Below are 24,420 nucleotides of genomic sequence, written 5' to 3' on the forward strand. Positions count from 1 at the left end.
CCGGTCCGTTCCGCCCTAAGGTCGGGCCAGAATTGACCGGAGAGAGATGATGCTGGCGGGCCGACATATTCTGCTGATCGTGGGTGGCGGGATCGCCGCGTTCAAATCGCTCGACCTGCTCCGCCGTTTACGCGACCAGGGCGCGCGGGTGACGCCGGTGCTGACGCACGCGGGGGCGGAATTCGTGACCCCGCTGAGCCTGTCCGCGCTGGCGGCCTCCAAAGTCTATCAGGATCTGTTCGATCTGACCGATGAGGCCGAGATGGGCCATATTGAGCTGTCCCGTGCCGCTGATCTGATCGTTGTCGCCCCCGCGACCGCCGATCTGATGTCCAAAATGGCGGGTGGCTTGGCGAATGATCTGGCCTCCACCTTGCTTTTGGCGACCGATAAGCGCGTGCTGATCGCGCCTGCGATGAATGTGCGGATGTGGCAGCATCCGGCGACGCAGCGCAATCTGGCGACCTTGCGGGATGACGGCATGCTGGTCGTCGGCCCGGATGAAGGTGCTATGGCCTGCGGTGAATATGGTCCCGGCAGGCTGGCGGAAGTACCTGATATCATTGGCGCGATTTCTGCCGCTCTCGCTGATGGCCCGTTGAAGGACAAACATATCCTCGTCACCTCTGGCCCCACGCATGAACCGATTGACCCGGTGCGCTATATCGCCAACCGATCCTCCGGCGCGCAGGGCACCGCGATTGCGCGCGCCTTGGTGGGCCTTGGCGCGAGCGTGACGTTCATCACCGGCCCCGCCGATGTGCCGCCGCCTGCCGGTGTGAACCTGATCAAGGTCCAGACCGCCGCCGAAATGCTCGCCGCCGTGCAGGCGGCTGATCCCGCCGATGCCGCGATCTTTGCCGCCGCCGTCGCCGATTGGCGTGTCGCCAATGCCGGGGCCAGCAAGATCAAGAAAGACACGGGCGGCCTGCCGCATCTGGAATTTGCCGAAAACCCCGACATTTTGGCGACGATATCGCAGATGGGCATGGGCCGTCCGCCCTTGGTCATCGGTTTCGCGGCCGAGACGGACGATGTGATCGCCCATGCCAGTGCCAAGCGCCTGCGCAAGGGGTGTGACTGGATCGTCGCCAATGATGTTTCCCCCGGCACCGGGATCATGGGCGGCAGCGAAAACGCCGTGACCCTGATTACTGATCAGGGCGCCGAAAGCTGGCCGCGCATGTCGAAAGATGCGGTTGCAGCGCAACTCGCCCAGCGGATCGCGCAGGTGATCGCATGATCAAGATGATGTGGGATGACGGGGCGGACCAAGGCTTGGGTCTGCCAAGCTATGAAACGCCCGGTGCTGCCGGTGCCGATCTGCGCGCGAATTTTGCGGATCACAGTGCAATTGACCTTGAACCCGGCGCGCGCGCCCTGATCCCCACAGGTCTGCGGATGGAAATCCCGCAGGGGTTCGAGGTGCAGATCAGGCCCCGCTCTGGCCTTGCGCTGAAACAAGGGCTGACCCTGCTGAACACGCCGGGCACAATCGACAGCGATTATCGCGGCCCCATCGGGGTGATCATGATCAACCATGGGGCAGAGGTGGCCACAATCACCCACGGCATGCGGATCGCGCAGATGGTCGTGGCCCCCGTGGTGCAGATGGGCTTTGCCGTGGTCAATGCCCTGTCCGAAAGCATACGCGGCAGCGGCGGTTTCGGGTCCACCGGCACATGATCATGGTCGGTGTCATGGCCGCGACCCTCTGGGGGATCGGCATCGCGATGAAAGCGCCGTATTCTGCGCGCTGGACCATGCTGGCCATCCTGATCATCGCTGTGATGATGCTGCATATCATCCTGCCTGTGGGCCATCCTTTGCGCATGGCGACAGGCGGGGATGCCCGGCTCTGGGGGTTGCTGATCGCCTTCGGCTTTCTGGTGGCGGCCTATCGCAAAGGCCTTGCTGCCCTGCGCGCCCGCGCCAATCCGGTCGCCACACCCGCGCCCAAATCCGGCACCTTTTCCGACTCTGAACTCAACCGCTACGCCCGCCACATCGTGCTCCGTGAAATCGGTGGGCCGGGGCAAAAGGCCCTGCGCGACGCAAAGGTGCTGGTTATCGGCGCTGGTGGCCTCGGTGCGCCCGCCTTGCAATATCTGGCTGCTGCCGGTGTCGGCACCATCGGGGTGATCGACGATGATCTGGTCGAAAACGCCAATCTGCAACGGCAGGTGATCCACACCGACAAAAACATCGGCCTGCCCAAAGTCCATTCCGCCGAACTCGCCATGGTCGCGCAAAACCCCTTCGTCACCGTGCGCCCCTATCACCGTCGCCTGACCGCCGATATCGCCGCCGATCTGTTCGCCGATTACGATCTGGTGCTGGACGGCAGCGATAATTTCACCACCCGCTATCTGGTGAATGACACCTGCGTGGCGCTGGGCATCCCCCTGATCGCTGCCGCCCTGACGCAATGGGAAGGCCAGATCAGCCTTTATGACCCCGCCCATGGCACGCCTTGCTATGCCTGCATCTTCCCCAAGGCACCGGATCCCGCGCTGGTGCCAAGTTGCGCTGAGGCAGGCGTTCTCGGCCCGCTCCCCGGCGTGATCGGCGCGATGATGGCGGTGGAGGCGATCAAACAGATCACCGGCGCCGGCGACACTTTGGCCGGGCGCTTGCTGATCTATGATGCGCTTTATGCGCAAACCCGCACTATCGCGATCAAACCGCGCAAAGATTGCCCCGTCTGCGCTGGCAAAGCGGCCCCGGCGACCCTAGTTGATCCTTAAAGGAGATCCGCCATGACAAATCCGCTGCTGAACGATTGGGACACGCCCTTTGGCCTGCCGCCCTTTGCCGCGATCAAGGACGATGATTTCGCCCCGGCGGTCGAGGCGGCCTTGGAGCAATCCCGCGCGAATGTCGCCGATATCGCGGACAATCCCGAAAAGCCCAGCTTTGCCAATACGATAGAGGCATTGGAACTGGCCGATGAAACGCTGAGCCGCGTCTTGGGCGCGTTCTATTCACTCGCCGGTGCCGACAGCAACCCGGCGCGCGAGGCCTTGCAGCGCGATTTTGCGCCCTTACTCAGCGCCTATTCCTCCGAGATTTCCGAAAACAAGGCGCTCTTCGCGCGGGTCGAGGTGCTGTGGGAAGACCGCGACCAGCTTGACCTGACCGAGGAACAAGCCCGCGTGCTGATGCTGACACGGCGCAGTTTCGTCCGCTCCGGTGCCTTGCTGGAAGGCCCCGCCGCCACCCGGCTGCGCGCGGTCAAATCGCGGCTGTCGGTGCTGGGCACGCAATTCGTCCAGAACCTGCTGGCCGATGAACGCGACTGGATGATGAAACTGGGGCCGGACGATCTGGACGGTCTGCCCGATTTCGTCCTCGCCACAGCCCGCGCCGCAGGGGCAGAGAAAGACGCAGGTGGCCTGGTCGTCACCCTGTCCCGCTCGCTGATCGTGCCGTTCCTGCAATTTTCCGACCGGCGTGATCTGCGGCAAAAAGCGTTTGAGGCTTGGGGCGCACGCGGTGCCAATGGCGGGGCCACGGACAATCGCGCGATTGCGGCGGAAACGCTGGCCTTGCGTGAAGAACGCGCGAAGCTTCTGGGCTATGACAGTTTCGCCGATTTCAAACTGGAAACCGAAATGGCGGGCAATCCCGCCGCCGTGCGCGATCTGCTGATGCAGGTCTGGGAACCCGCCAAAGCCGGAGCCTTGGACGATGGCAAAGTGCTGGAACGGATGCTGCATCAGGACGGGTTCGACGGCCCGCTGGAACCTTGGGACTGGCGTTATTATTCTGAAAAGCGCCGCCGGGATTTGCATGACCTCGATGAGGCGGAAATCAAACCCTATCTGCAACTCGACCGGATGATCGAGGCTGCTTTTGCCTGCGCCAACCGCCTGTTCGGGCTGGAATTTACGCCCATCGACGGCCCGGTTTATCACCCCGATGTCCGGCTCTGGGAGGTGACCCGCAAAGGCGAACATATCGCCGTCTTCATCGGCGATTACTTCGCGCGTGGATCGAAACGGTCGGGCGCATGGTGTTCCGCCATGCGGTCGCAAAAACGGCTAGGCGGCGACACGCGGCCCCATGTGATCAACGTCTGCAATTTCGCCAAGCCCGAGGCAGGCAAACCCGCGCTCCTCTCATATGACGATGCGCGGACCCTGTTCCATGAATTCGGCCATGCCCTGCATCAGATGCTGTCGGATGTGACCTATGAAAGTATCAGCGGCACCTCTGTCGCGCGCGATTTTGTGGAACTGCCGAGCCAGCTTTACGAACATTGGCTGGAGGTGCCCGCTGTCCTGTCCGAATTCGCGACCCATGCCGATACCGGCAAGCCGATGCCCGATGATTTGCTGCAACGGATGCTGGGCGCGGCAACCTATGACATGGGGTTCCAGACCGTGGAATATATCGCCTCTGCCCTTGTCGATCTGGAATTCCACAATGGCCCGGCCCCTGCCGATCCGATGCAAAGGCAAGCGGAGATCCTTGAAGAGCTCGGGATGCCCCGCGCCATCGGCATGCGTCACGCCACACCGCATTTCGCGCATATCTTTTCGGGCGATGGCTATTCCAGCGGCTATTACAGCTATATGTGGTCCGAAGTGATGGATGCCGATGCTTTCGCCGCCTTTGACGAGGCAGGCGACCCGTTTGATCCGATCACCGCCGCCAAACTGGAAAAGACCGTGCTGTCATCGGGCGGGTCGGTCGACGCTGCTGATCTTTACACCGCTTTCCGGGGCCGGATGCCGGGGGTGGAGGCTTTGCTGAAAGGGCGCGGTCTGGCTGCCTGATCTTCCTGCGGCTTCGCCGCAGTCGATGCCGCCGGCGGGGATATTTTTACTCGGACGATGCAGGGGGTCTTGGGTCTGACGGATGGCGCTGGACGCCGACCGGGTCCTTGTGGATCAGCACATCGGCGCGGGGATAGGCCGCGACAATCGACCGGCGCAAAGCCGCGCCGATGGCATGGGCCTGATCCAGCGTCTGGCTGCCGTCCAGTTCGATATGCAGATTGACGAAAACCCGGCTGCCCGCGACGCGGGTTTTCAGGTCGTGATAGCCTTGCACGCCGTCACATTGCTGCACAATCGCGCTGATCCCGGCTATCATCTCGGGGTCGGCCTGCCGGTCCATCAGCGCGTCCCATGCGCCTTTGCCGATCCGCAACGCGCCAAAAGCCAGAAAGGCAGCAGCGCCTAAGGCCACGACGGAATCGATCTCATAAAGCCCCAGCCGGGACGCGGCCCAGAGCGCCACGATAGCCCCGATATTGGGGATCAGATCGCCCATATAATGCAGGCTATCGGCCAGCACGACCTTGTTGCCGGTGCGGCGCGCGACATGGCGCTGCCATGTCACCAGACCCAAGGTCACGACAATGGAAAACACCATCACCGCCATCCCGAAACCTTCGGATTGCGGCATCGCGTTGCTGTCATCCAGCAGCCGCAGCACGGCGGCCACCGCGATCACCGCGGCAGAGACGAGGATGAAAAGGGATTGGCCAAGGGCCGCCAGATCCTCTGCCGAAGTATGGCCGAAATTATGGTCATCATCAGCGGGTTTGGCCGCATAGGCGATGGCCGCGAGGCCGCCCAGCGACATCATCAGATCGAGCGCAGAATCCGCCAAAGTCGCGGCCACCGCCAGCGATCCGGTTTCCGCCAGCGCCCAGAGCTTGGCCGCGACCAACACAGCCGCCACCGTCACGGATAAAAGCCCGGCGGAGATATTTAAACGGGTGTCATTCTGCGTGCTCATGACAGCGGCTTAGGCCCTCACGACGCCGGTGACAATCCGCGACGTTCAGTCGCGCAATTCTTCCAGCGCCACACCCCAGATCACCGCCTTGGGCACCCAGCCGCGATAGCCGCCTGCGGTCAATTGGCACCATTCTGTCTCGCATTTGCCAAGCCGGGCAATCACGCCGCTTTCCAGAATCGCAGTCTCGGTGCCATTCACATCCGGCCTGCTGCGCAAGGCGGTATCATCGTCGCTGATCAGCACCGTGCGCGCGCCTGACAGCAGGGTATAGTGAATCCACCCGCCTTGTCCGTCACGGTCGATCACACGGCGCCATTGGCCATATTCGGCCACCAATTGCAGCGGCATATTCCGCCGGGTGAAGACCCAGTCGATCCGATGCGACAGCGACGGGCCGCGCCGCACATTCGCCTCTGATGCATTCAGCGATACGAAACGCGGCACCGGCAGATTGGTTTCGGGGCCAAGGGCAGGGGCCTCCTGCGCCATGGCCACCCCTGCCAGCAGCAGCGCGCAAAGCGCCAGACGTGCGACATTCCACCACCGCAGAAAACTGTTCATTTTATTGCCTTTGGCTGCCCGATTATGGCGCGCAGTTCTTGTGCTGCGCGTCCCTTTCGCGCAACCTGCCACGCAAGCGCTGATTTGAAAACCCGGGAGAGAGTGACCATGCCAGGAAAGCATCTGACTGTTGTCGTGACGCGACAATTACCTGAACAGGTCGAAACCCGGCTGAAAGAGCTTTTTGACGTGCAATTGCGCGAAACCGATGCGCCGATGACGCCTGATCAGCTGGCCGATGCGATGCAATCGGCCGATGTGCTGGTCTGCACGATCACCGATCAGATCGATGCGAAATTGCTGGGCCGTGCCGGGGATAAGCTCAAGCTGATCGCGAATTACGGCGCGGGTGTCGATCACATTGACGTGGCCACCGCCCGGCAGCGCGGCATCCATGTCTCGAACACGCCGGGTGTGATGACCGAGGACACCGCCGATATGGTCATGGCGCTGATTTTGGGCGTGACGCGGCGGATGGGTGAGGGGATCAAACTCGCCGAATCCGACGCCTGGCAAGGTTGGTCCGCCACCGCCATGCTGGGTGGCCGGATCAAGGGCCGCCGCTTGGGTATCCTCGGCATGGGCCGGATCGGGCAGGCAGTGGCGCGCCGCGCCGCCGCCTTTGGCCTGCAGGTCCATTACCACAACCGCCGCCGACTACGGCCCGAGGTGGAAGAGGCGCTGGACGCGACCTATTGGGAAAGTCTCGATCAGATGGTCGCGCGGATGGATATCCTGTCGATCAATTGCCCACATACGCCGTCTACCTTCCATCTGATGAACGCACGCCGGTTGAAGCTGATGAAACCTTCCGCTGTCATCGTGAACACCTCGCGCGGCGAGGTGATTGATGAAAACGCCCTGACCCGGATGCTGCGCGCCGGTGAAATCGCCGGGGCGGGTCTGGATGTGTTTGAACGCGGTCACCTGATCAATCCGCGGCTGAAAGAATTGCCCAATGCGATCCTTCTGCCGCATATGGGCTCTGCCACGCTCGAAGGCCGGGTCGAGATGGGCGAGAAGGTGATCGTCAATATCAAGACCTTCGCCGATGGCCACCGCCCGCCCGATCTGGTCGTCCCGTCGATGCTCTGACGCCCCCGGTGTCGCATTTGTGCGTAAAGCGGTCGGCTGGTTCTGCCGGACTGGCCGGTTTTCGCGCAAGTTGACGCAAAAGCGGCAACAGGGAATCGCAGCATGAAAACGCAAGTCAAAGCATTGGTGGTGGGCGGCGGCGCGGTCGGCACCTCGATTGCCTATCACCTGGCCAAGGCAGGCTGGGATGATGTCATGCTGCTGGAACGCGATGAACTGACATCAGGCTCGACATGGCATGCCGCTGGCCTGCTGCCCTTGTTCAATATGTCCTTTGCCACGACGCATATTCACAAATATTCCGTCGATTTCTATAAATCGCTTGAGGCGGAAACCGGCCTGAATGCCGGTTTCGCCGTCGTCGGCAATCTGCGCATGGCCCAGACCCAAGAACGCATGGATGAATTCATGCTCTATGCGTCGACGGCGGAAACCTGCGATGTGCCTTACGTCTGGATGACCCCGGATGAGATCAAGGCGAAATGGCCGCTGATCGAAACGTCCGATCTGAAAGGCGCGCTCTATCACCACACCGACGGCTACATTAACCCCGCCGATGTAACGCAGGCGATGGCGAAAGGCGCGCGCCAGCGCGGTGTCGAGATCGTGCGCAAATGGCAGGCGGATGCGTTTCATTGGACCGGTGAGGCGTGGGAGGTGACCTGCACGAAGATGGTCGAAAAGGGCGGCAATCTGGTGCCATCCGACGAACAGATCGTGATCACCGCCGAGCATGTCGTTACCGCATCGGGCAACCACGCCCAGACCACCGCGAAAAAGCTGGGGATCAAGATCCCTGCGATCCCTGTTGAGCATCAGTTCATCGTGATGGACCAAGACCCCGCGTTGGTGCAGTTCCGCGCGCAGGGGAACGTCGAACACCCCGTTATCCGCGACGCTGATGCGCAATCCTATGTGCGTGAAGAACGCGGTGGGTGGATTCTGGGCGTGTACGAGAAAAACGCCCCCGCCGTCTTTGAATACGGTGTGCCTGACTCTTTCCGCGCCGATTTGTTCCCGCTCGATCTGGAACGGATCGAGGAACAGTACATGGCGATGATCCACCGCATTCCTTCCTGTGAAAACTCCGGCCTCAAGGACGATTTCAACGGCCCGATCTGCTATACCCCAGATGGCAACCCGCTGGTCGGCCCTGCGCCGGGGTTGCGCAATATGTGGCTGGCGGAAGGGTTCTCTTTCGGCATCACTGCGGCGGGTGGCACCGGTTATTATCTTGCGCAGATGATGGTGCAGGGCGAGGCTGAGATCGATATGGCGAGCCTTGACCCCAAACGCTACGGCAATTGGATGACCACCGAATTCGCCGCGCGTAAGAATGAGGAATGCTACGACCACGTCTATATCCTGCACCACCCGGATGAGGAACGGCCCGCCTGCCGCCCGTTGCGGACATCGCCCGCCTATGACCGCCAAGCCGCACGCGGCGCGCAATTCGGCTTCGTGAATGGCTGGGAACGGCCGAATTATTTTGCCCCCGCAGGCTTCAGCGACCATGACGCGCGGTCCTTCCGGCGCGGCGGCTGGTGGCAATATGCTGTGGCAGAGGCGAAAGCGATCCGTGAAGGTGTCGGCCTGATCGACGCGACCGCCTTTACCAAGCACCGGATCACCGGCGCAGGGGCGACCGCGTTCCTCGATTGGTTCACCACGAACAAATTGCCCAAGGTGGGCCGGATCAACCTGACCTATGCGCTGACCGCGCATGGCACGACGCGGACGGAATATACCATCGTGCGGCTGGCCGAGAATGATTATTACCTCGTCTCTGCCGGGGCTTGGTCGGCCTACGATCAGGATTACCTGTTCAAGGCGATTGAGGATAAAGAACCGGAATTCGGCCGGATCAACGCGCAGGATGTGACCACGCAATGGGGCGTTTTCGCCATCGCCGGGCCGAAATCCCGCGACGTGCTGGCAAGCGTGATCAAGGATGCCGATCCGGCGACCGCCCTGTCGAACAAGCGGTTCCCTTGGCTCTCCGCACGCCAGATCGAACTGGGGATGTGCCCGGTGAATGCTATCCGTGTTGCCTATACCGGCGAACTCGGCTGGGAACTCCACCACCCGATTGAAATGCAGAACTACCTGTTCGATCTTCTGGAAAAGGCAGGCGAACCGCATGGCATGAAACTCGTCGGCGCGCGGGCACAGAACTGGCTGCGGCAGGAAAAATCCTACCGCGCCTTCGGCAATGAACTTGGCCGGGATGCCACCCCGATGGAGGCTGATCTGCCGCGTTTCGTGGATCTGACGAAGGATTTCCACGGCAAGGAGGCGATGCTGGAAAAGGGCATCCGCAGCAAATGCGTGACCCTGTTGATCGACGGGCCGGATGATGCTGACCCTTGGGGGCGCGAGGCGCTTTATCACGGCGACACCCGCGTCGGGCGGCTGACTTCGGGCGGCTATTCGGTGGCTTTCGGGAAATCCATCGGCATGGGCTACGTGAAACCGGAAATGGCGGTGGTCGGTACGCAGCTTATGGTCAAAATGCTGGACCAGCTCTGGCCTGCGGTGATTGTCGAGGACAGCCCTTATGATCCGCAGAACGCCACGATCCGGCTTGACGGTTAACGCCGCCAGCGCCGCCGCAGCAGATCAATCCGCCTGCGGCCCCGGATCAGCAGATTGGTCACCGGGCCTTGCAGGGCGGGCAGGTCGATCGCCAGCAACAACAGCCCCACCGGGATCATCCAGAGACCAAGCACCGGCAGAAAGGCCAGCAATCCGCCCAGAATGAAAAACACCGCCAGCACAAGGCGCGCCGCCATCCAGCCCGGCCTGCGGATGCGCGCCATGCCCGGCACAAAGACGGCGATCTTTTGATATTGCCGGTCAAATCTGGCGCGGATGATGCGGTCGCGTGTGCGTTTCATCGCGTGCAGATATGCCAAGCCGCGCGGCTTTGTAAGGGCGCGTCAGATCGGGTCTGGTAAATATTTAGCGAAACCGATCCGGTGTCAGCGCGGCCACCATATCGGCGGCAATCGCCGGTTGCGCGCCGCTGATCAGATCAGCCAGCAACTGGCTCGCCCCCGGTGAGGATTGCATCCCGTAACCGCCCTGACCCGCGCACCAGATGAACCCCGGATGCACGGGGTCCGGCCCCAGCACCAGATTACGGTCGGGCGCAAAGGTGCGCAGTCCGGCCCATGACGCTAGCACGCGGGTCACCGGGGTGGTGACGTTTTCAGCGTAGCGCGCCAACCCTTCGGCCAGCACCATGTCATCGGCATAGGCATCGTGGGGGTCTGCCGGGTCTTCCTCGGCGGGTGAGACGATCAGCGCCCCGGCGTCGGGTTTGGCATACCAGCCTTCGCCAGCGCCAAACACCATCGGCCAAGCGCGCAGATCATGTCCGTCAGGTGCCGGAATGCGGGCCATCGACCGGCGCAGAGGCTGGAACCCCAGCGGTGTCACCCCGGCCATGCTGGCAATCACATCCACCCAGGCACCGGCGGCATTGACCAGATGGCGCGCCTCATAATCGCCCGCGCTGGTGCTGACGGTCCAGCCCGTCGCACTGCGGGTGATCGCCGTCACCTCTGCCTTGGTGACGATCTGCGCCTCATTGCCGCGCGCCTGTTTCGCGAAAGTCTGGATCAGCTTGTCCGTATCGATATCCCATGCGTCGGGGTCATAGGCGGCACGATCCACGTGGTCCGTGTTCAGCACCGGGATCAGCGCCAGAGCCTGATCCATCGTGATCGGCTGCATCTGCATCGCCTGCACATCGGCATCGAACAGATCCGCCTCTGCCGCATTGCCGACAAGCATCAGCCCGCGTGGCGACAGCACATCCGCGTTGCGGTGAAAATCCAACCCTACCACATTCAGCGCCACGGTTGAGGGGTTGCCATAATGCGCCTCATACAGGGCCGCTGACCGGCCAGAGGCGTGGTAAGCCATCGCATCTTCGCGTTCCAGCACTGTCACACTGCCCAGCGCCGACAGCCGTGCAGCGGCAGAGACCCCGGCAATCCCGCCGCCGATGATCAGGAAATCGATCAAGCCTCTTCCAGCCGGTCCGTCGCTGGTGGCGGCGTCGGGCTGAGCGCCGTGATCTGCGCATAAAGTTCCGGCGTCATTGCAAATGCCGCCGCATCCAGTGACGGCTGTAATTGCGTCAAAGACCGGGCCGAGATGATCGGCGATGGCCCGTTCGGATGCGCCATGACCCATGCCACGGCCAGCGTGGAAGGGTCCGTGCCGACCTCGCGCGCAAGATCACTCAGCCGCGCGGCAGTCTCATGCATCCAATCCTGTCCATAGCGGGCGTTATAGCGCGGATCATCGGTCAGCCGCCCGGTGCCGCCGCCGATATATTTCCCGGTCAGCAGCCCGCCACCCAAGGGCGAGTAAGGCACAAGGCTGATCCCCTGATCGGCAGCCATCGGAAAAATCTCAACCTCTGCCTGCCGTTTCACCAGATTATACATCGGCTGCATCACATCGATCCGCGTGCCCAGATCACGCGCCACAGCCTGCGCCTTCATCACCTGCCAGGCGGCGTAATTCGACACGCCGATATGCCGGACAGCGCCCGATGATTGCAGCTCTGCCATGGTGCTGAAGGTTTCCTCCAACGCCGTGTCATCGTCGAACCGGTGCAGATACAGCAAATCAACCTGATCCTGCTGCAACTGGCTGCGGCAGATATCGAATTGTGCCAGGATATTGGCGCGGCCTGACCCGCCTTCAAAACTAACCTTGGTCGCCAGATAGATTTTGTCACGCTCCTCCTTGATCAATTGCCCCAGAATCGTCTCCGCCGCGCCATCACTATAGCGCACAGCGGTATCGAAATGGTTAATGCCTGCAGCGCGCGCGGCATCATACATGGCGGCACTTTGCGCTGCATCGGCCTTGCCGCCGAATTGCATCGTGCCAAAGGTCAGGCGGGAAACGGGATTGCCGTTTGGGGTGCTTAAATCTGTCATGCCGCCAGATTGGCACGGCTTTGCCGCGATGAAAAGCAGCGGCAAAGGAAAACGTGCGGTGGACCACCCGGTGCCTTGCGGTTGACATCATGCAGGCACCATGCTGACCTGCCCGAAATCGATTTAGGAGGAAGCCGATGACCTATACCCCCGCCGCCGACCGCTATGAAAAGATGATCTATCGCCGTTGCGGCACCTCGGGGGTGAAACTGCCCGCGATCTCGCTGGGGTTATGGCATAACTTTGGCCATGACACGCCGCATCAGACCAAACGCGACATCTGCCGCACCGCCTTTGATCACGGCATCACCCATTTCGATCTGGCCAATAATTACGGCCCGCCCCCCGGATCAGCGGAAGAGGCGTTCGGCGATATCCTTAAGACCGATTTCCATGGCTACCGGGACGAACTGATCATCAGCTCCAAGGCCGGTTATGGCATGTGGCCCGGCCCTTATGGCGATTGGGGCAGCCGCAAATATCTAGTCGCCTCCTGTGATCAATCGCTGAAACGGATGGGGCTAGATTATGTCGATATCTTCTATTCGCACCGTTTCGACCCCGACACGCCGTTAGAGGAAACCATGGGCGCGTTGGATTACATCGTCCGGTCGGGTCGCGCGCTTTATGCCGGGATTTCGTCCTATAACACCGAACGCACAAGGCAGGCGGTGGCGATCCTCAAGGACCTTGGCACGCCTTGTCTGATCCATCAGCCATCTTACAACATGCTGAATCGCTGGGTGGAAAAGGACGGGTTAAAAGATGCGCTGAAGGAATTGGGGGTCGGGTCTATCGCCTTTACGCCGCTGGCGCAGGGGATGCTGACCAATAAATATCTGGGCGGTATTCCTGACGACAGCCGTGCGGCGCAGGATAAATCGCTTGCCCCCACGATGCTGACCGAGAATGCCATCGGCAATATCCGCAAACTCAATGAGATTGCGCAAAGCCGGGGCCAGACGCTGGCACAAATGGCCATCGCCTGGGTCCTGCGCGATGGCGGCATCACCACGGCCCTGATCGGGGCGTCGAAACCTTCGCAGGTCACCGATAGCGCCGGGGCCATCGCCAATCTGGATTTCAGCGCCGATGAACTCGCCCTGATCGACCAATATGCCGATGAGGAACAGATCAACCTCTGGGCGGCCTCGGCGGAACTCGACACATGATCCAGAACCCGATCCTGCCCGGCTTCAACCCCGACCCGTCGTTTTGCCGGGTGGGGGAGGATTATTATATCGCGACCTCGACCTTTGAATGGTTCCCCGGCGTGCAGATCCACCATTCGCGCGATCTGGTGAACTGGACGCTTGTTGCCCGCCCCTTGGCGCGGGCGGGCCTGCTCGACATGCGCGGCAATCCCGATTCCTGCGGCATCTGGGCGCCATGTCTGTCTTATGCTGATGGCAAATTCTGGCTGGTCTATACCGATGTCAAACGGCTGGACGGCGCGTTCAAGGATGCGCCGAATTACATCACCACCTGCGACACCATCGACGGTGACTGGTCAGATCCTTGGTATGTCAATTCGTCCGGGTTCGACCCCTCGCTGTTTCACGACGACGACGGCACCAAATATTTCATGAACATGCAATGGAACCACTGCGGCCCCGGCACCGGCTGCAACTCGGCGCATGACAGTTTCGACGGTATCCTGTTGCAGGCATGGTCCCCGGATCGCGGCCTTTATAGCCCGGTGCGCAATATCTATGCCGGGACCAGCCGGGGCCTGACCGAGGCACCGCATATCTTCAAACGCAACGGTTACTACTACCTGACCACGGCAGAGGGCGGCACCGGCTATGACCATGCCGTCACGCTGGCTAGGTCGCGCGATATCTGGGGACCCTACGAAAACCACCCCGATCTGCATGTGATCTGCGCGGCGGGAACGGATGGTAGGGTCCAGCGCACCGGCCATGGGCAATATGTCGAAACCCATTGGGGCAGGTATTACCACACCTTCCTGATGGGCCGCCCGCAGGAGGGCCGTTTCTGCCCGATGGGGCGCGAGACCGGGATCGAGGAAGTCATCTGGCGCGATGACTGGCTCTACCTCGCCGCTGGCGGGATGGTCCCGCGCGAAGAAGTGCCGTCGCCGGTTGAAGTGGACCCGCTGCCGGTCACCGCGACCCGTCGGACATTCAGCGACACCCTGCCGGTCGAATTCCAATGGCTGCGCACCCCGAAGCCCGATCGGATTTTCCGCATGGAAAGCGATGCCTTGGTCCTGATCGGACGCCAAAGCATCGGCAATTGGTTTGAACAATCACTGGTCGCCCGCAGGCAGGAACATGCCAGCTATGTGGCGGAAACCACACTGGATTTCACGCCAGCAACCTATCAACAGGCCGCAGGCCTCACGACCTATTACAACCGCACCAAATTCCACGCCGCTCTGGTCACCCATCTGCCGGAGCATGGCCGCGCCTTGCAGATCATGTCCTGCCTTGGCGATTGGCCGGGCGAGGCGTTGAATTTTCCCGCCGACCCCGTCCCCTTGGCGGACGGCCCGGTTGACCTGAAAGTCACCGTCACTGGTGCCGCCCAGCAATTCTGGTTCGCCCAAGGCGGCTACTGGCAAAAACTCGGCCCTGAACTGGACGCATCGCATATCTCCGACGAAGGCGGGCGCGGCGAACATGCCTCCTTCACCGGGGCTTTCGTCGGTATGGTTGCTTTCGATCTGACCGGGCAGGGGGCAAAGGCCCGCTTCGCCCGTTTTGACTATATCCCCGCAGGTGCCACCTGATGCGCAGCCAGCTTTGCCTCTACGATCTGGCGCGGGATCAGATCACGGTCCTGCTCGACCACGCAGGCCATATCGAGGCCCCGAACTGGCACCCCGATCGTTACCTGATCGTGAACGGCAACGGTTTGCTCTACCGCATGGCACTCGATGACCCCAACCTTGTGCAGATCGACACCGGCTTTGCCACGGCCTGCAACAACGACCACGGCATCAGCCCTGATGGCAAAACGCTTGTGATCAGCGCAAAGGACGACAGCGGCGAAAGCTGCATCTACACCCTGCCCATCAGCGGCGGCACACCGGAACGGATCACCGCGCAGGTGCCCTCCTATTGGCACGGCTGGTCGCCCGATGGCGCGACACTTGCCTATGTCGGCAAACGCGGCGGCCCGTTCAGCGTGCTGACCTGCCCCGCCACAGGCGGCGCTGAAACCTGCGTGACCGCTGATTTCGACCATTGCGACGGCCCGGATTACACACCGGACGGCGCTTGGATCTGGTTCAACGGCGAACGAGGCGGCACGGTCAACCTCTGGCGCATCCGCCCCGATGGCCGCGATCTGCAACAGATGACCGACGACACATCCGTCAACTGGTTCCCCCACCCCAGCCCGGACGGTGAACATATCCTCTACCTCGCCTATCCCACAGGCACCCAAGGGCACCCCGCCAACCTCAATGTCACCCTGCGCCTGATGCCCGCCACCGGCGGCACCCCGCGCGATCTGCTGACGCTTTTCGGCGGCCAAGGCACGATCAACGTGCCCTGCTGGTCGCCGGATGCGACACGCTTTGCCTTCATGCGCTTTGTGATCTGACGGGGGTTTACTTTTTTCCACCCAGAATGCTTGTTGCGCCAAGGTGAAAAGGAACGGCAGATTGTACAGCTTTCCAGTGGCAAAAGCAGGTCAGGTGATCGGATTGCTGGGCGGGTCATTCGATCCGCCGCATTACGGCCATGTGCATATCACCCGCTCTGCGCTGACAAGATTCGGGCTGGATCATATCTGGTGGCTGGTCAGCCCCGGCAATCCGCTGAAAAAAAACGGCCCCGCGCCGCTTGAAAGCCGGATGCAGGCCGCGCGCGCCATCATGCAGCATCCCCGCGTCACGGTCACGGATATCGAGGCGCAGCTTGGCACCCGCTACACCGCCCAAACGCTGACCGCCCTGCGCCGCCGCTATCCCGGCGTGCGCTTTGTCTGGCTGATGGGCGCGGATAATCTGGCGCAGTTCCACCGCTGGCAGGATTGGCGCTGGATCATGGACAATGTCCCGGTAGGCGTGATCGCGCGGCCCGATGACCGGATTTCCGCCCGCCTGTCGAAAACCGCGAAAATCTATGCCGCAGCCCAATTGCCGGGAAACGCGAGCCATATTCTGGGCCGCGCGCAGGCGCCCTCATGGTCCTTCATCAACCTGCCGATGTCGCATCATTCCTCCTCGGCCATCCGCGCGCGGGGGGAATGGTGATGCTGTCACGCCGCCAGATACTGGCCGGGGCCATCGCGAGCCTTGGCACCAGCGCCATCGCCGAGGCACCCACGCGATCCTACCGCCCAGTCGCGCGGATCGACCCGCGCAATGCGCTGGAAGGCATCGTCGCCCGCGCGGGCCTGACCGGGCAGGTCAGCGTCGCGCTGGCCGATCCCGCAACAGGGGCTGTGTTGGAAAGCTATAGCCCCGCCACAGCGATGCCCCCCGCCAGTGTGACCAAGGCAATCACCGCCCTTTATGCGCTGGAAACTTTGGGGGTCGCGCATCGGTTCACAACACGCATTCTTGCTCAAGGCACGATCACGGACGGCATTTTAGATGGCAATTTGATCCTCGCCGGTGGCGGCGATCCCGACCTGACCACCGATCAACTGGCCGATCTTGCGCAAACCTTGCAGGCCGCAGGCCTGATCGAAGTCCGCGGTGATTTCCTGATCTGGGACGCCGCCTTGCCCCCGATCAACCAGATCGACCCCACGCAATTGCCCACCGCAGGCTATAACCCGACGATCAGCGGGCTGAACCTGAATTACAACCGCGTCCATTTCGGCTGGCAGCGGGCATCGGGGGCCTATACCACCACAATGGATGCGCGCAGCGACACTTACCGCCCAGAAGTCACCGTGGCGCGGATGCAGATCGTCGACCGCGATGTCCCGGTCTTCACCTATGCCCGCGATGGCGACGTGGACGACTGGACCGTCGCGCGCTCTGCGCTGAACGAAAGCGGCTCCCGCTGGCTGCCCGTCCGTTCGCCCGCGCTTTACGCCGCCGAAGTCTTCGCCACTTTCGCGCGCAGCAATGGCATCGTGCTGGGCACCCCCCGCATCATCGACGCATTGCCCGAAACCGTGGAACTGGCCCGCGTCGATGGCAAGGCGATGCCGGGCCTATTGACCGATATGATGCGCTATTCCACCAATATCACGGCAGAGGCGCTGGGCCTGACCGCCACCACGCGGATCAGCAGCCCTCCGCGCGACCTGATCACCTCTGCCGCGCAGATGGCGCGCTGGGCCGCGACGCGCGCGCCGGGGATCGCGCCGCGTTTCGTGGATCATTCCGGGCTTGGCGATGCGTCACGGATCAGTGCGGGCGATATGGTCGGCTTCCTGCAAGCCCCCGATGTCATGACACAGCTACGCCCGGTGATGCGCAACATCAATCTGGTCGATACCAACCAGAACCCGATCAGCGCGGGTCAGGCCGCCGTGCAGGCAAAAACCGGCACCCTCAACTTTGTCTCGGCCCTCGCTGGTTATCTCCGCAGCGCCGGTGGCCGCGATCTGACATTCGCGATCTTCGCCGCCGATCTGGACACCCGCGCCAGCACCCGCAACCAAACGGATGAAATCCCCGCAGGTGCGCGCACATGGAACACCCGCGCCCGTCGTCTGCAACAGGATATCCTGCAGCAATGGGCCCTGCGCGCCTATTAAACCCGCGCCCCCCCATCGTCCGAGCCTAAATATCCCCGCCGGAGGCCAGAATCTTTTCTTTACAACGTCATATGCCGCGCCCGCGCGCCGCGTTCGATCGCGGCGGCATAAAGCCGGTCAATATCGAGCTCTTCGCGGATTTCTTCCAGCATCCGCGCCTCTTGCCCCGGGATTTTGCCATCGGCCGCCGCGACATCGCAGGACAGGGCATAAGCGGTTTCAAACAGCCGCGCGGGCAGGGCATCGCGGATCAGGCCGAACAAGGCTTCCAACCCATCCTCGGGTTCCAGCAAGTCAAACACCATCTGCGACATCTGCGGCACGCGTTCGACATCGTAGCCCGCGAACACGGGCAGGTTGTTGATCGCATTGCTGATCTTCACCAGTTCCGAGGTGCGGATATTCCCGTCCGCGGCGGAAACCGCGATCATCAGCGCGATCAGCGCGTCCTGAGCTGTCAATGGGGCAAGGTCTTCTGACATGGTGGCGTCCTTTGTAATCCTGTCCCATTTATTGACGGCTTGCCCGTCTCGCAATAGGGAGTGTGCGTGACGGCCCCATCGGGGGGCCGCGACCATAAATGAGTAAATCAATGAGCAATCTGCGTGACGCGGCGATGACATCCAAGGCCTGGCCCTTTGAAGAAGCGCGCGCCTTGCTCAAACGCTACGAAAAGGCACCACCTGAAAAAGGCTATGTGCTGTTCGAAACCGGCTATGGCCCCTCCGGCCTGCCGCATATCGGCACGTTCGGCGAAGTGTTGCGCACCACGATGATCCGCCGCGCGTTCGAGGTGATCTCGGATATCCCCACCCGGCTGATCTGTTTCTCCGATGATCTGGACGGCATGCGCAAAGTGCCGGGCAATGTGCCGCAGCAGGACATGCTGAAGGACCATATGCACAAACCGCTGACATCCGTGCCGGACCCGTTCGGCGAATATGAAAGTTTCGGCCATTATAACAATGCCATGCTGCGCCGTTTCCTCGATACCTTCGGGTTCGAATATGAATTCTATTCTGCGCGGGAATTCTATCGCACCGGCCAGTTCGACGAAATCCTGCTGCGCGCCGCTGAACGCTATGATGAATTGATGGCCGTGATGCTGAAATCCCTGCGCGAAGAGCGGCAGGAAACCTATTCGATCTTCCTGCCGATCCATCCTGAAACGGGCCGCGTGCTTTACGTGCCGATCAAACACGTCGATGCCACCAAAGGCGAGATCACGTTCGACGATGAAGATGGTCGCGAATGGACGCTGCCGGTCACGGGGGGCCACGTCAAACTGCAATGGAAACCCGATTTCGGCGCGCGCTGGGCCGCACTCGACGTCGATTTCGAGATGTATGGCAAGGAACACGCCACCAACACCCCGATCTATGACCGGATTTGTGAGATATTGGGCGGGCGCAAGCCGAACCATTTTTCCTATGAATTGTTCTTGGATGAAAACGGCCAGAAAATCTCCAAATCCTTCGGCAACGGGATTTCGATTGATGAATGGCTGACCTACGCCTCCACCGAATCGCTGAGCTATTTCATGTATCTCAAGCCCAAGACGGCGAAACGGATGCATTTCGACGTGATCCCGAAAGCGGTGGATGAATATCACCAGCAACTCCGCGCCTATGCGACGCAGGATGATGCGGGCCGGGTGAACAACCCGGTGTTCCACATCCACGCGGGCGATGTGCCCGCCTCGGATATGGTGGTGTCCTTTGCGATGCTGCTGAACATCGCCTCGGTGTCGGGGGCAGAGGATAAGGATACGCTCTGGGGCTTTATCCGCCGCTATGCGCCCGATGCTTCGGCGGAAAACAATCCGCAGATGGATCAGGCGGCAGGTTTTGCCGTGCGCTATTACAATGACTTTGTGAAGCCGACCAAAACCTATCGCGCGCCCAGTGATCAGGAACGTGCCGCGATGCTGGATCTGGTCGCACGCCTGCGCGTCTGGGATGGCCCGGCTGAGGATGAAGCCCTGCAAACCATGGTCTTTGCCGTCGGCAATGATCACGGCTTTGATCCTTTGCGCAATTGGTTCACAGCGCTTTACGAGGTGTTGCTGGGGGCGTCGCAAGGGCCACGCTTTGGCGGGTTCATCGCGCTTTACGGTGTGGATGAAACGATTGCCCTGATCGAGGATCGTCTGTCCGGCGAGGGCTGAAAATCCGCTGACGCGGATGCCTCCGGCGGGGATATTTATGCTCGGACGATGCGGGGCCTTGGCGCAAAATTGAAACTGATCGGGCTTTCCCTGCGTATCTTTGAAATAAGAGATATGCAGGGAGAGGGTGATGAAGCGTTTATCCATTCTTATTCTGGGGCTCTGGCTGTCGGCCACATCCCTTGCCGCGCAGGAGAATGCCGCGATCGAAGGCGTGATCGGCGATCAGTTGCAGGCCTTCAATGACCGCGATGTCAGCGCTGCCTGGTCCTATGCCAGCCCCAATATCCAACGCCTCTTTGGCTCTGCGGATAATTTCGGGGCGATGGTCCAGCAAGGCTATCCGATGGTCTGGGACAATGAAGATGTGCGTTTCGGCGAATTGCGTGAACTTTCGGGCCTGTTGTTCCAGCGCGTCCTGATCCGCGATGCGCAAGGCGCGCTGCACATGCTGGAATATCAAATGGTCGAGACGGAAAATGGCTGGCAGATCAATGGTGTGCAGTTGCTGCCCGCGCCCGACGTCGGCGCCTGACACAGCCGTTGCGCGGGGCACCGCGCGGTCCGGTCAGCCGATCTTCACCCCTTCGCGATAATCCTTTGGGCAGTTGTGCGTTCCTGCACCAGAGGATTTATCATGAACAAAGCTATCACCGAGTCACTCGTTTTCAATCCATTGCCCTTTGCGGCAGGCCTTGGGGTCTGGTCCAGCGGCGATGGCACGCCGGGGTCTGACACTTACGCGGTCAGCGGTTCCGGCGTTTTCGTCGCTGCTGATCAGGATTTCGCCGGCTGTCTGGAGGTGCTGAAAACCACCCCCGTCGCCAAGCTGCGCTATATGGGCCAGACGCCGATCCTGCCGGGCTGTTATCTGCGGGTCACGGCAAGGGTCAAGGCGGTGGCAGGTCCGCTGCCCGCCGTGCGGATCGCAGGCTGGGCCGGGCGCGCCAATGGGTCCGCGATCACGGGTCTGCCGCTGAGCGGGCCAGCCACGCAATTGATCCGCTATGGGTCGGTCGTCACGGTGACGGCGATCATCGCGACGCCCGCGCGCCGGGGTGTCGATCTGACCTGGCTTGGCGCGAGCTATGGCCATATCGGGCTGGATCTGACCGGGCCGGTCGGCGGGCTGGTGCGGATCGATGATATCATGATTGAAGATGTCAGCGCGGAATTCACCCGCGATCTGGTCAGCCTTGTCGATGTGCGCGATTACGGCGCGCTTGGCGATGGGGTCAGCGATGACACTGCTGCCTTTGTCGCAGCAGATGCGGCAGCGAATGGGCGCACCGTGATGGTGCCTGCGGGCAATTTCCGGCTGGCAGGCTCGGTCACAATGCAGAACAATGTCCGCTTTGAAGGCCGGATCAGCCAGCCACAGGACCAGCATTTCATCCTGCAACGTGGTTATAATTATGACAATTACCTTGATGCTTTCAAGGATGAGGAGCTTGCCTTCAAAAAGGCCTATCAGGCGCTGATCAATTTCGCCGATCACGATTCGCTGGATCTCTGCGGGCGGCGCATTTCGCTGAGCGAACCTGTCGATATGCAGGCCTGCGATCCGTCCCGGCGGCGGTTTGAAACCCGCCGCGTGATCCGCAACGGGCAGTTTCAGCCCAGCGAAGGGGCCGCCTGGGACACCAAGGTGGTTCCCGCGCAGGCCAGCTATTCCGTGGCGCGCGAACGGCAGCTGACCAATGTCTCGGGCATCGCCAATATCGCGGTCGGATCGCTGGTCACCGGCAAAGGCGTCGGGCGCGAGGTTTATGTCACGGCGGTCAATGTCGCGCAGAACAGCCTGACGCTGAGCAATGCGCTTTATGGCCCGGATGCGACGCAGAATTATACTTTTACCCGGTTCAGATACATGCTCGACTTTTCTGGCTATGAAAAGCTGAGCCAGCTGATCCTGTCGGATATCGAATTTCAAGGGCTGGGAATCGCCAGCGGGATCATGCTGGCGACGGACGGATTTACCTTTCACATCCGCGATTGTTTCATCAACCGGCCCCGCGACCGTGGCGTCACCTCGCCCGGTTATGGCTGTCAGGGGTTGATGATTGACCGCTGCAATTTCATCTCTGATGAACAATCGACGCCGGTGAATGCGCGCAGTTCGGTCGGGTTCAACGCCAATGCCAATGACGTCAAGATCCGCGACAACCGGACCAGCAAATTCCTGCATTTCTGTGTGCTGGGCGGGTCCGGTAATCTGATCACAGCCAACCATTGGTTTCACGGCGATGACCAAAGCTTCAGCGTGCGCAAGGGTGGGATCGTGCTGACTCAGCCCAACCCCAAAAGCATCTTTACCGGCAATTATTGTGACAATAATTTCATCGAATGGACCAATGAACATAGCAGCATGCCTGCCTTGGGGGCGCAGTTTTCCTTTGGCGGGCTGACGATCACCGGCAATATGTTCACAGTCAATGACGTGGCCCCCTGGTTCAATTTCATCGTGATCAAACCTTATGGGCCGGGCCATTACATCAACGGGTTTTCGGTGGTGGGCAATGTGTTCCGGTCGATCAATGGCAGGATCGACAGGGTGGATCATGTCGATACCACCTTTGCCGATCTGGATCACAGCCGCACCCGCAGTTTTGTCTTTACCGGCAATACATTCCACAACGTGGCCTTTCCGGTGGCGAACCCGGCGTCCTTGTCGCATGATCAGGCGGCGGCGGCGACAACCTGGGTGATTGATACCGGTGCCGCACTGCCCTTTGGCGGGCGGGCGCGTCAGGTGGATTGCGTGATGCCCGCCGGTGCGATTACGGCGCCCAATAACCAGCGCGTCCATGACCTGCCTTGGGCCGAAGGCGAAAAGGGCCCAAACCTGCGGTCTGTCCATCTGAACTGGAGCAGGGCCGTGCGTGGCGCGGTCCGTTATCAGGTCCGGACGGACAGGCCGGATTAGGGTAGTGCCTAAATTATGGGCATATGACCGGAATATTGCCGCGCCTATCGGATTTTCGGCGGAGGAGGCTGGCCCTGCACCGTCGATCTTTGGCAGAACAGGCCGGGAAAGGCAGCCAATGACCTATAATGCGCAGATCGATACCGACCGGGCGACGCCCTTGCCACAGCGGGCGCAGGGCGCGTTGCATCTGACAGCCAAAAGGCGCGGCGCAGAAAGCGTGATCGCCGATCTGCGCCAGCAAGGCGCGTTGAAGGTGCTGTTCCCGCGCAGCTATGGTTCCGCGCTGGAGGCTGTGTTTCTCAACACCGCTGGCGGTTTGACCGGCGGCGACCGGATGGCGCTGGATATCGCGGCCGGGCCGGGCGCGCATATCGTCCTGTCCTCGCAAGCGGCAGAGCGTGGCTATGCCGCGCTGGATGGTCAGATCGCAACGGTCGATGTGACGTTGCAGGTGGCCGATGGCGGGCGCATCGACTGGCTGCCGCAGGAAACCATTCTCTTCGATGCCGCCGCGTTGAACCGCCAGATGAACGTCGATCTGGCGGGCAGCGGGCAGTGCCTGATCGTGGAACCGGTGATCTTTGGCCGGGTCGCCATGGGCGAGGTGGTGCATCAGCTGCATTTCACTGACCATTGGCGGATCAGGCGGGATGGCGCGTTGATCTTTGCCGATTCCCTGCGGTTGATCGGCGATGCTGATGCTTTGCTTGCCCGCCCGGCGATTGCAGGCGGGGCAGGGGCGATGGCGACGTTGTTGCTGGCGGCACCTTCGGCGGCGGGTTTGGCGGGGGCGCTGCACCTGCCCGCAACGGCAGGGGCCAGCCTGCTTTCCGATGACCTGCTGCTGATCCGCCTGTTGTCGGCCGATGGCTTTACCCTGCGCCGCGACCTTATCCCTTTGATCGAGGCGCTGTCAGCAGCGCCCATCCCCCGTGTCTGGAGATTGTAAACGATGCAACTGACCCCCCGCGAAAAAGATAAACTCCTGCTCGCCATGGCCGCCGAGGTGGCGCGCAAGCGCCTGTCGCGCGGCGTGAAGCTGAATTACCCCGAGGCGATTGCGCTGATCACCGATGCCGTGGTCGAAGGCGCCCGCGATGGCCGTTCTGTCGCGGATATGATGCAGGCGGGCGCGCAGATCATCACCCGCGATCAGGTGATGGATGGCATCGCCGAGATGATCCACGAGGTCCAGGTCGAGGCGACCTTTCCAGATGGCACAAAACTGGTGACGGTTCATGATCCGATCCGGTGAAAAAGTG

22 protein-coding genes are annotated in these 24,420 nt (G+C 61.4%); 16 read left to right on the top strand and 6 right to left on the bottom strand.

Annotated elements, in window-relative coordinates; all coding sequences use genetic code 11:
* Positions 1 to 49 precede the first annotated feature (49 nt).
* From coaBC to VOY09_RS07840, 4 genes are read left to right on the top strand one after another with little or no spacing between them, the layout of a single operon-like run.
* A complete protein-coding gene (gene coaBC / locus VOY09_RS07825) occupies positions 50 to 1,243 on the top strand; it encodes a bifunctional phosphopantothenoylcysteine decarboxylase/phosphopantothenate--cysteine ligase CoaBC (protein ID WP_322894083.1) in 1,194 nt (397 codons plus the stop codon).
* Complete coding sequence (gene dut, locus VOY09_RS07830; RefSeq protein ID WP_322894082.1) at positions 1,240 to 1,686, top strand: dUTP diphosphatase; 447 nt, start codon at positions 1,240 to 1,242, stop codon at positions 1,684 to 1,686. Before coaBC ends, dut begins: the two co-directional genes overlap by 4 nt.
* Positions 1,683 to 2,747, top strand: a complete 1,065-nt coding sequence (locus VOY09_RS07835) for a molybdopterin-synthase adenylyltransferase MoeB (protein ID WP_322894081.1) — start codon at positions 1,683 to 1,685, stop codon at positions 2,745 to 2,747. Before dut ends, VOY09_RS07835 begins: the two co-directional genes overlap by 4 nt.
* A gap of 12 nt (positions 2,748 to 2,759) precedes the next feature.
* Positions 2,760 to 4,781 (top strand): M3 family metallopeptidase, encoded by a 2,022-nt coding sequence (locus tag VOY09_RS07840; RefSeq protein ID WP_322894080.1) that lies wholly within the window; start codon positions 2,760 to 2,762, stop codon positions 4,779 to 4,781.
* Between the two features lie 46 nt (positions 4,782 to 4,827).
* Here VOY09_RS07840 and VOY09_RS07845 read toward each other — a convergent pair whose 3' ends face one another.
* Entirely contained in the window at positions 4,828 to 5,751 is a 924-nt protein-coding gene (locus VOY09_RS07845; RefSeq protein ID WP_322894079.1) for a cation diffusion facilitator family transporter, read from the bottom strand.
* A 45-nt stretch (positions 5,752 to 5,796) separates the two neighbouring features.
* Positions 5,797 to 6,315, bottom strand: coding sequence for an SH3 domain-containing protein (locus VOY09_RS07850; protein WP_322894078.1), 519 nt, complete (start codon positions 6,313 to 6,315; stop codon positions 5,797 to 5,799).
* A 108-nt stretch (positions 6,316 to 6,423) separates the two neighbouring features.
* Here VOY09_RS07850 and VOY09_RS07855 point away from each other — a divergent pair, with 108 nt between their 5' ends.
* Together VOY09_RS07855 and VOY09_RS07860 are read left to right on the top strand one after the other, a co-directional pair.
* Entirely contained in the window at positions 6,424 to 7,410 is a 987-nt protein-coding gene (locus VOY09_RS07855) for a D-glycerate dehydrogenase (RefSeq protein WP_322894077.1), read from the top strand.
* A gap of 102 nt (positions 7,411 to 7,512) precedes the next feature.
* Positions 7,513 to 10,005 (top strand): FAD-dependent oxidoreductase, encoded by a 2,493-nt coding sequence (locus VOY09_RS07860; protein WP_322894076.1) that lies wholly within the window; start codon positions 7,513 to 7,515, stop codon positions 10,003 to 10,005.
* Here the strand turns inward: VOY09_RS07860 and VOY09_RS07865 are convergent.
* The 3 genes from VOY09_RS07865 to VOY09_RS07875 are packed head-to-tail and all read right to left on the bottom strand — an operon-like array spanning position 10,002 to position 12,371.
* A complete protein-coding gene (locus VOY09_RS07865) occupies positions 10,002 to 10,325 on the bottom strand; it encodes a hypothetical protein (protein WP_322894075.1) in 324 nt (107 codons plus the stop codon). The genes VOY09_RS07860 and VOY09_RS07865 overlap by 4 nt on opposite strands.
* A 46-nt stretch (positions 10,326 to 10,371) precedes the next feature.
* Positions 10,372 to 11,442 (bottom strand): FAD-dependent oxidoreductase, encoded by a 1,071-nt coding sequence (locus VOY09_RS07870; RefSeq protein WP_322894074.1) that lies wholly within the window; start codon positions 11,440 to 11,442, stop codon positions 10,372 to 10,374.
* A complete protein-coding gene (locus VOY09_RS07875) occupies positions 11,439 to 12,371 on the bottom strand; it encodes an aldo/keto reductase (RefSeq protein WP_322894073.1) in 933 nt (310 codons plus the stop codon). The genes VOY09_RS07870 and VOY09_RS07875 overlap by 4 nt, the downstream gene beginning before the upstream one ends.
* Positions 12,372 to 12,508: 137 nt before the next feature.
* Between VOY09_RS07875 and mgrA the strand changes: the two genes are divergently transcribed.
* The 5 genes from mgrA (at position 12,509) to dacB (ending at position 18,062) form a co-directional block, all read left to right on the top strand.
* Positions 12,509 to 13,543, top strand: coding sequence for an L-glyceraldehyde 3-phosphate reductase (mgrA, locus tag VOY09_RS07880; RefSeq protein WP_322894072.1), 1,035 nt, complete (start codon positions 12,509 to 12,511; stop codon positions 13,541 to 13,543).
* Positions 13,540 to 15,126, top strand: a complete 1,587-nt coding sequence (locus tag VOY09_RS07885) for a glycoside hydrolase family 43 protein (protein ID WP_322894071.1) — start codon at positions 13,540 to 13,542, stop codon at positions 15,124 to 15,126. Before mgrA ends, VOY09_RS07885 begins: the two co-directional genes overlap by 4 nt.
* Positions 15,126 to 15,944, top strand: coding sequence for a hypothetical protein (locus tag VOY09_RS07890; RefSeq protein ID WP_322894070.1), 819 nt, complete (start codon positions 15,126 to 15,128; stop codon positions 15,942 to 15,944). The genes VOY09_RS07885 and VOY09_RS07890 overlap by 1 nt, the downstream gene beginning before the upstream one ends.
* A gap of 61 nt (positions 15,945 to 16,005) precedes the next feature.
* Complete coding sequence (locus tag VOY09_RS07895; RefSeq protein ID WP_322894069.1) at positions 16,006 to 16,599, top strand: nicotinate-nucleotide adenylyltransferase; 594 nt, start codon at positions 16,006 to 16,008, stop codon at positions 16,597 to 16,599.
* Complete coding sequence (gene dacB, locus VOY09_RS07900) at positions 16,530 to 18,062, top strand: D-alanyl-D-alanine carboxypeptidase/D-alanyl-D-alanine-endopeptidase (protein WP_322894068.1); 1,533 nt, start codon at positions 16,530 to 16,532, stop codon at positions 18,060 to 18,062. The genes VOY09_RS07895 and dacB overlap by 70 nt, the downstream gene beginning before the upstream one ends.
* 59 nt (positions 18,063 to 18,121) lie before the next feature.
* On the opposite strand, the gene VOY09_RS07905 is transcribed toward dacB, so the two are convergent.
* Positions 18,122 to 18,544 (bottom strand): tellurite resistance TerB family protein, encoded by a 423-nt coding sequence (locus tag VOY09_RS07905; protein ID WP_322894067.1) that lies wholly within the window; start codon positions 18,542 to 18,544, stop codon positions 18,122 to 18,124.
* A 110-nt stretch (positions 18,545 to 18,654) separates the two neighbouring features.
* Here VOY09_RS07905 and VOY09_RS07910 point away from each other — a divergent pair, with 110 nt between their 5' ends.
* The 5 genes from VOY09_RS07910 to VOY09_RS07930 all read left to right on the top strand — a co-directional run bounded on the left by VOY09_RS07910 (position 18,655) and on the right by VOY09_RS07930 (position 24,413).
* Positions 18,655 to 20,229: a lysine--tRNA ligase gene (locus VOY09_RS07910; RefSeq protein WP_322894066.1), complete on the top strand. Its 1,575-nt coding sequence runs from the start codon at positions 18,655 to 18,657 to the stop codon at positions 20,227 to 20,229.
* A gap of 130 nt (positions 20,230 to 20,359) precedes the next feature.
* Positions 20,360 to 20,764 (top strand): DUF4864 domain-containing protein, encoded by a 405-nt coding sequence (locus tag VOY09_RS07915; protein ID WP_322894065.1) that lies wholly within the window; start codon positions 20,360 to 20,362, stop codon positions 20,762 to 20,764.
* A gap of 102 nt (positions 20,765 to 20,866) precedes the next feature.
* Complete coding sequence (locus VOY09_RS07920; RefSeq protein ID WP_322894064.1) at positions 20,867 to 23,155, top strand: glycosyl hydrolase family 28-related protein; 2,289 nt, start codon at positions 20,867 to 20,869, stop codon at positions 23,153 to 23,155.
* Between the two features lie 118 nt (positions 23,156 to 23,273).
* A complete protein-coding gene (locus VOY09_RS07925; protein ID WP_322894063.1) occupies positions 23,274 to 24,107 on the top strand; it encodes an urease accessory protein UreD in 834 nt (277 codons plus the stop codon).
* Positions 24,108 to 24,110: 3 nt separating this feature from the next.
* Positions 24,111 to 24,413 (top strand): urease subunit gamma, encoded by a 303-nt coding sequence (locus VOY09_RS07930; RefSeq protein ID WP_322894062.1) that lies wholly within the window; start codon positions 24,111 to 24,113, stop codon positions 24,411 to 24,413.
* Positions 24,414 to 24,420: the final 7 nt, after the last annotated feature.

It is taken from the genome of Yoonia sp. 67-2, from assembly GCF_035117555.1.
Classification (GTDB): domain Bacteria; phylum Pseudomonadota; class Alphaproteobacteria; order Rhodobacterales; family Rhodobacteraceae; genus Yoonia.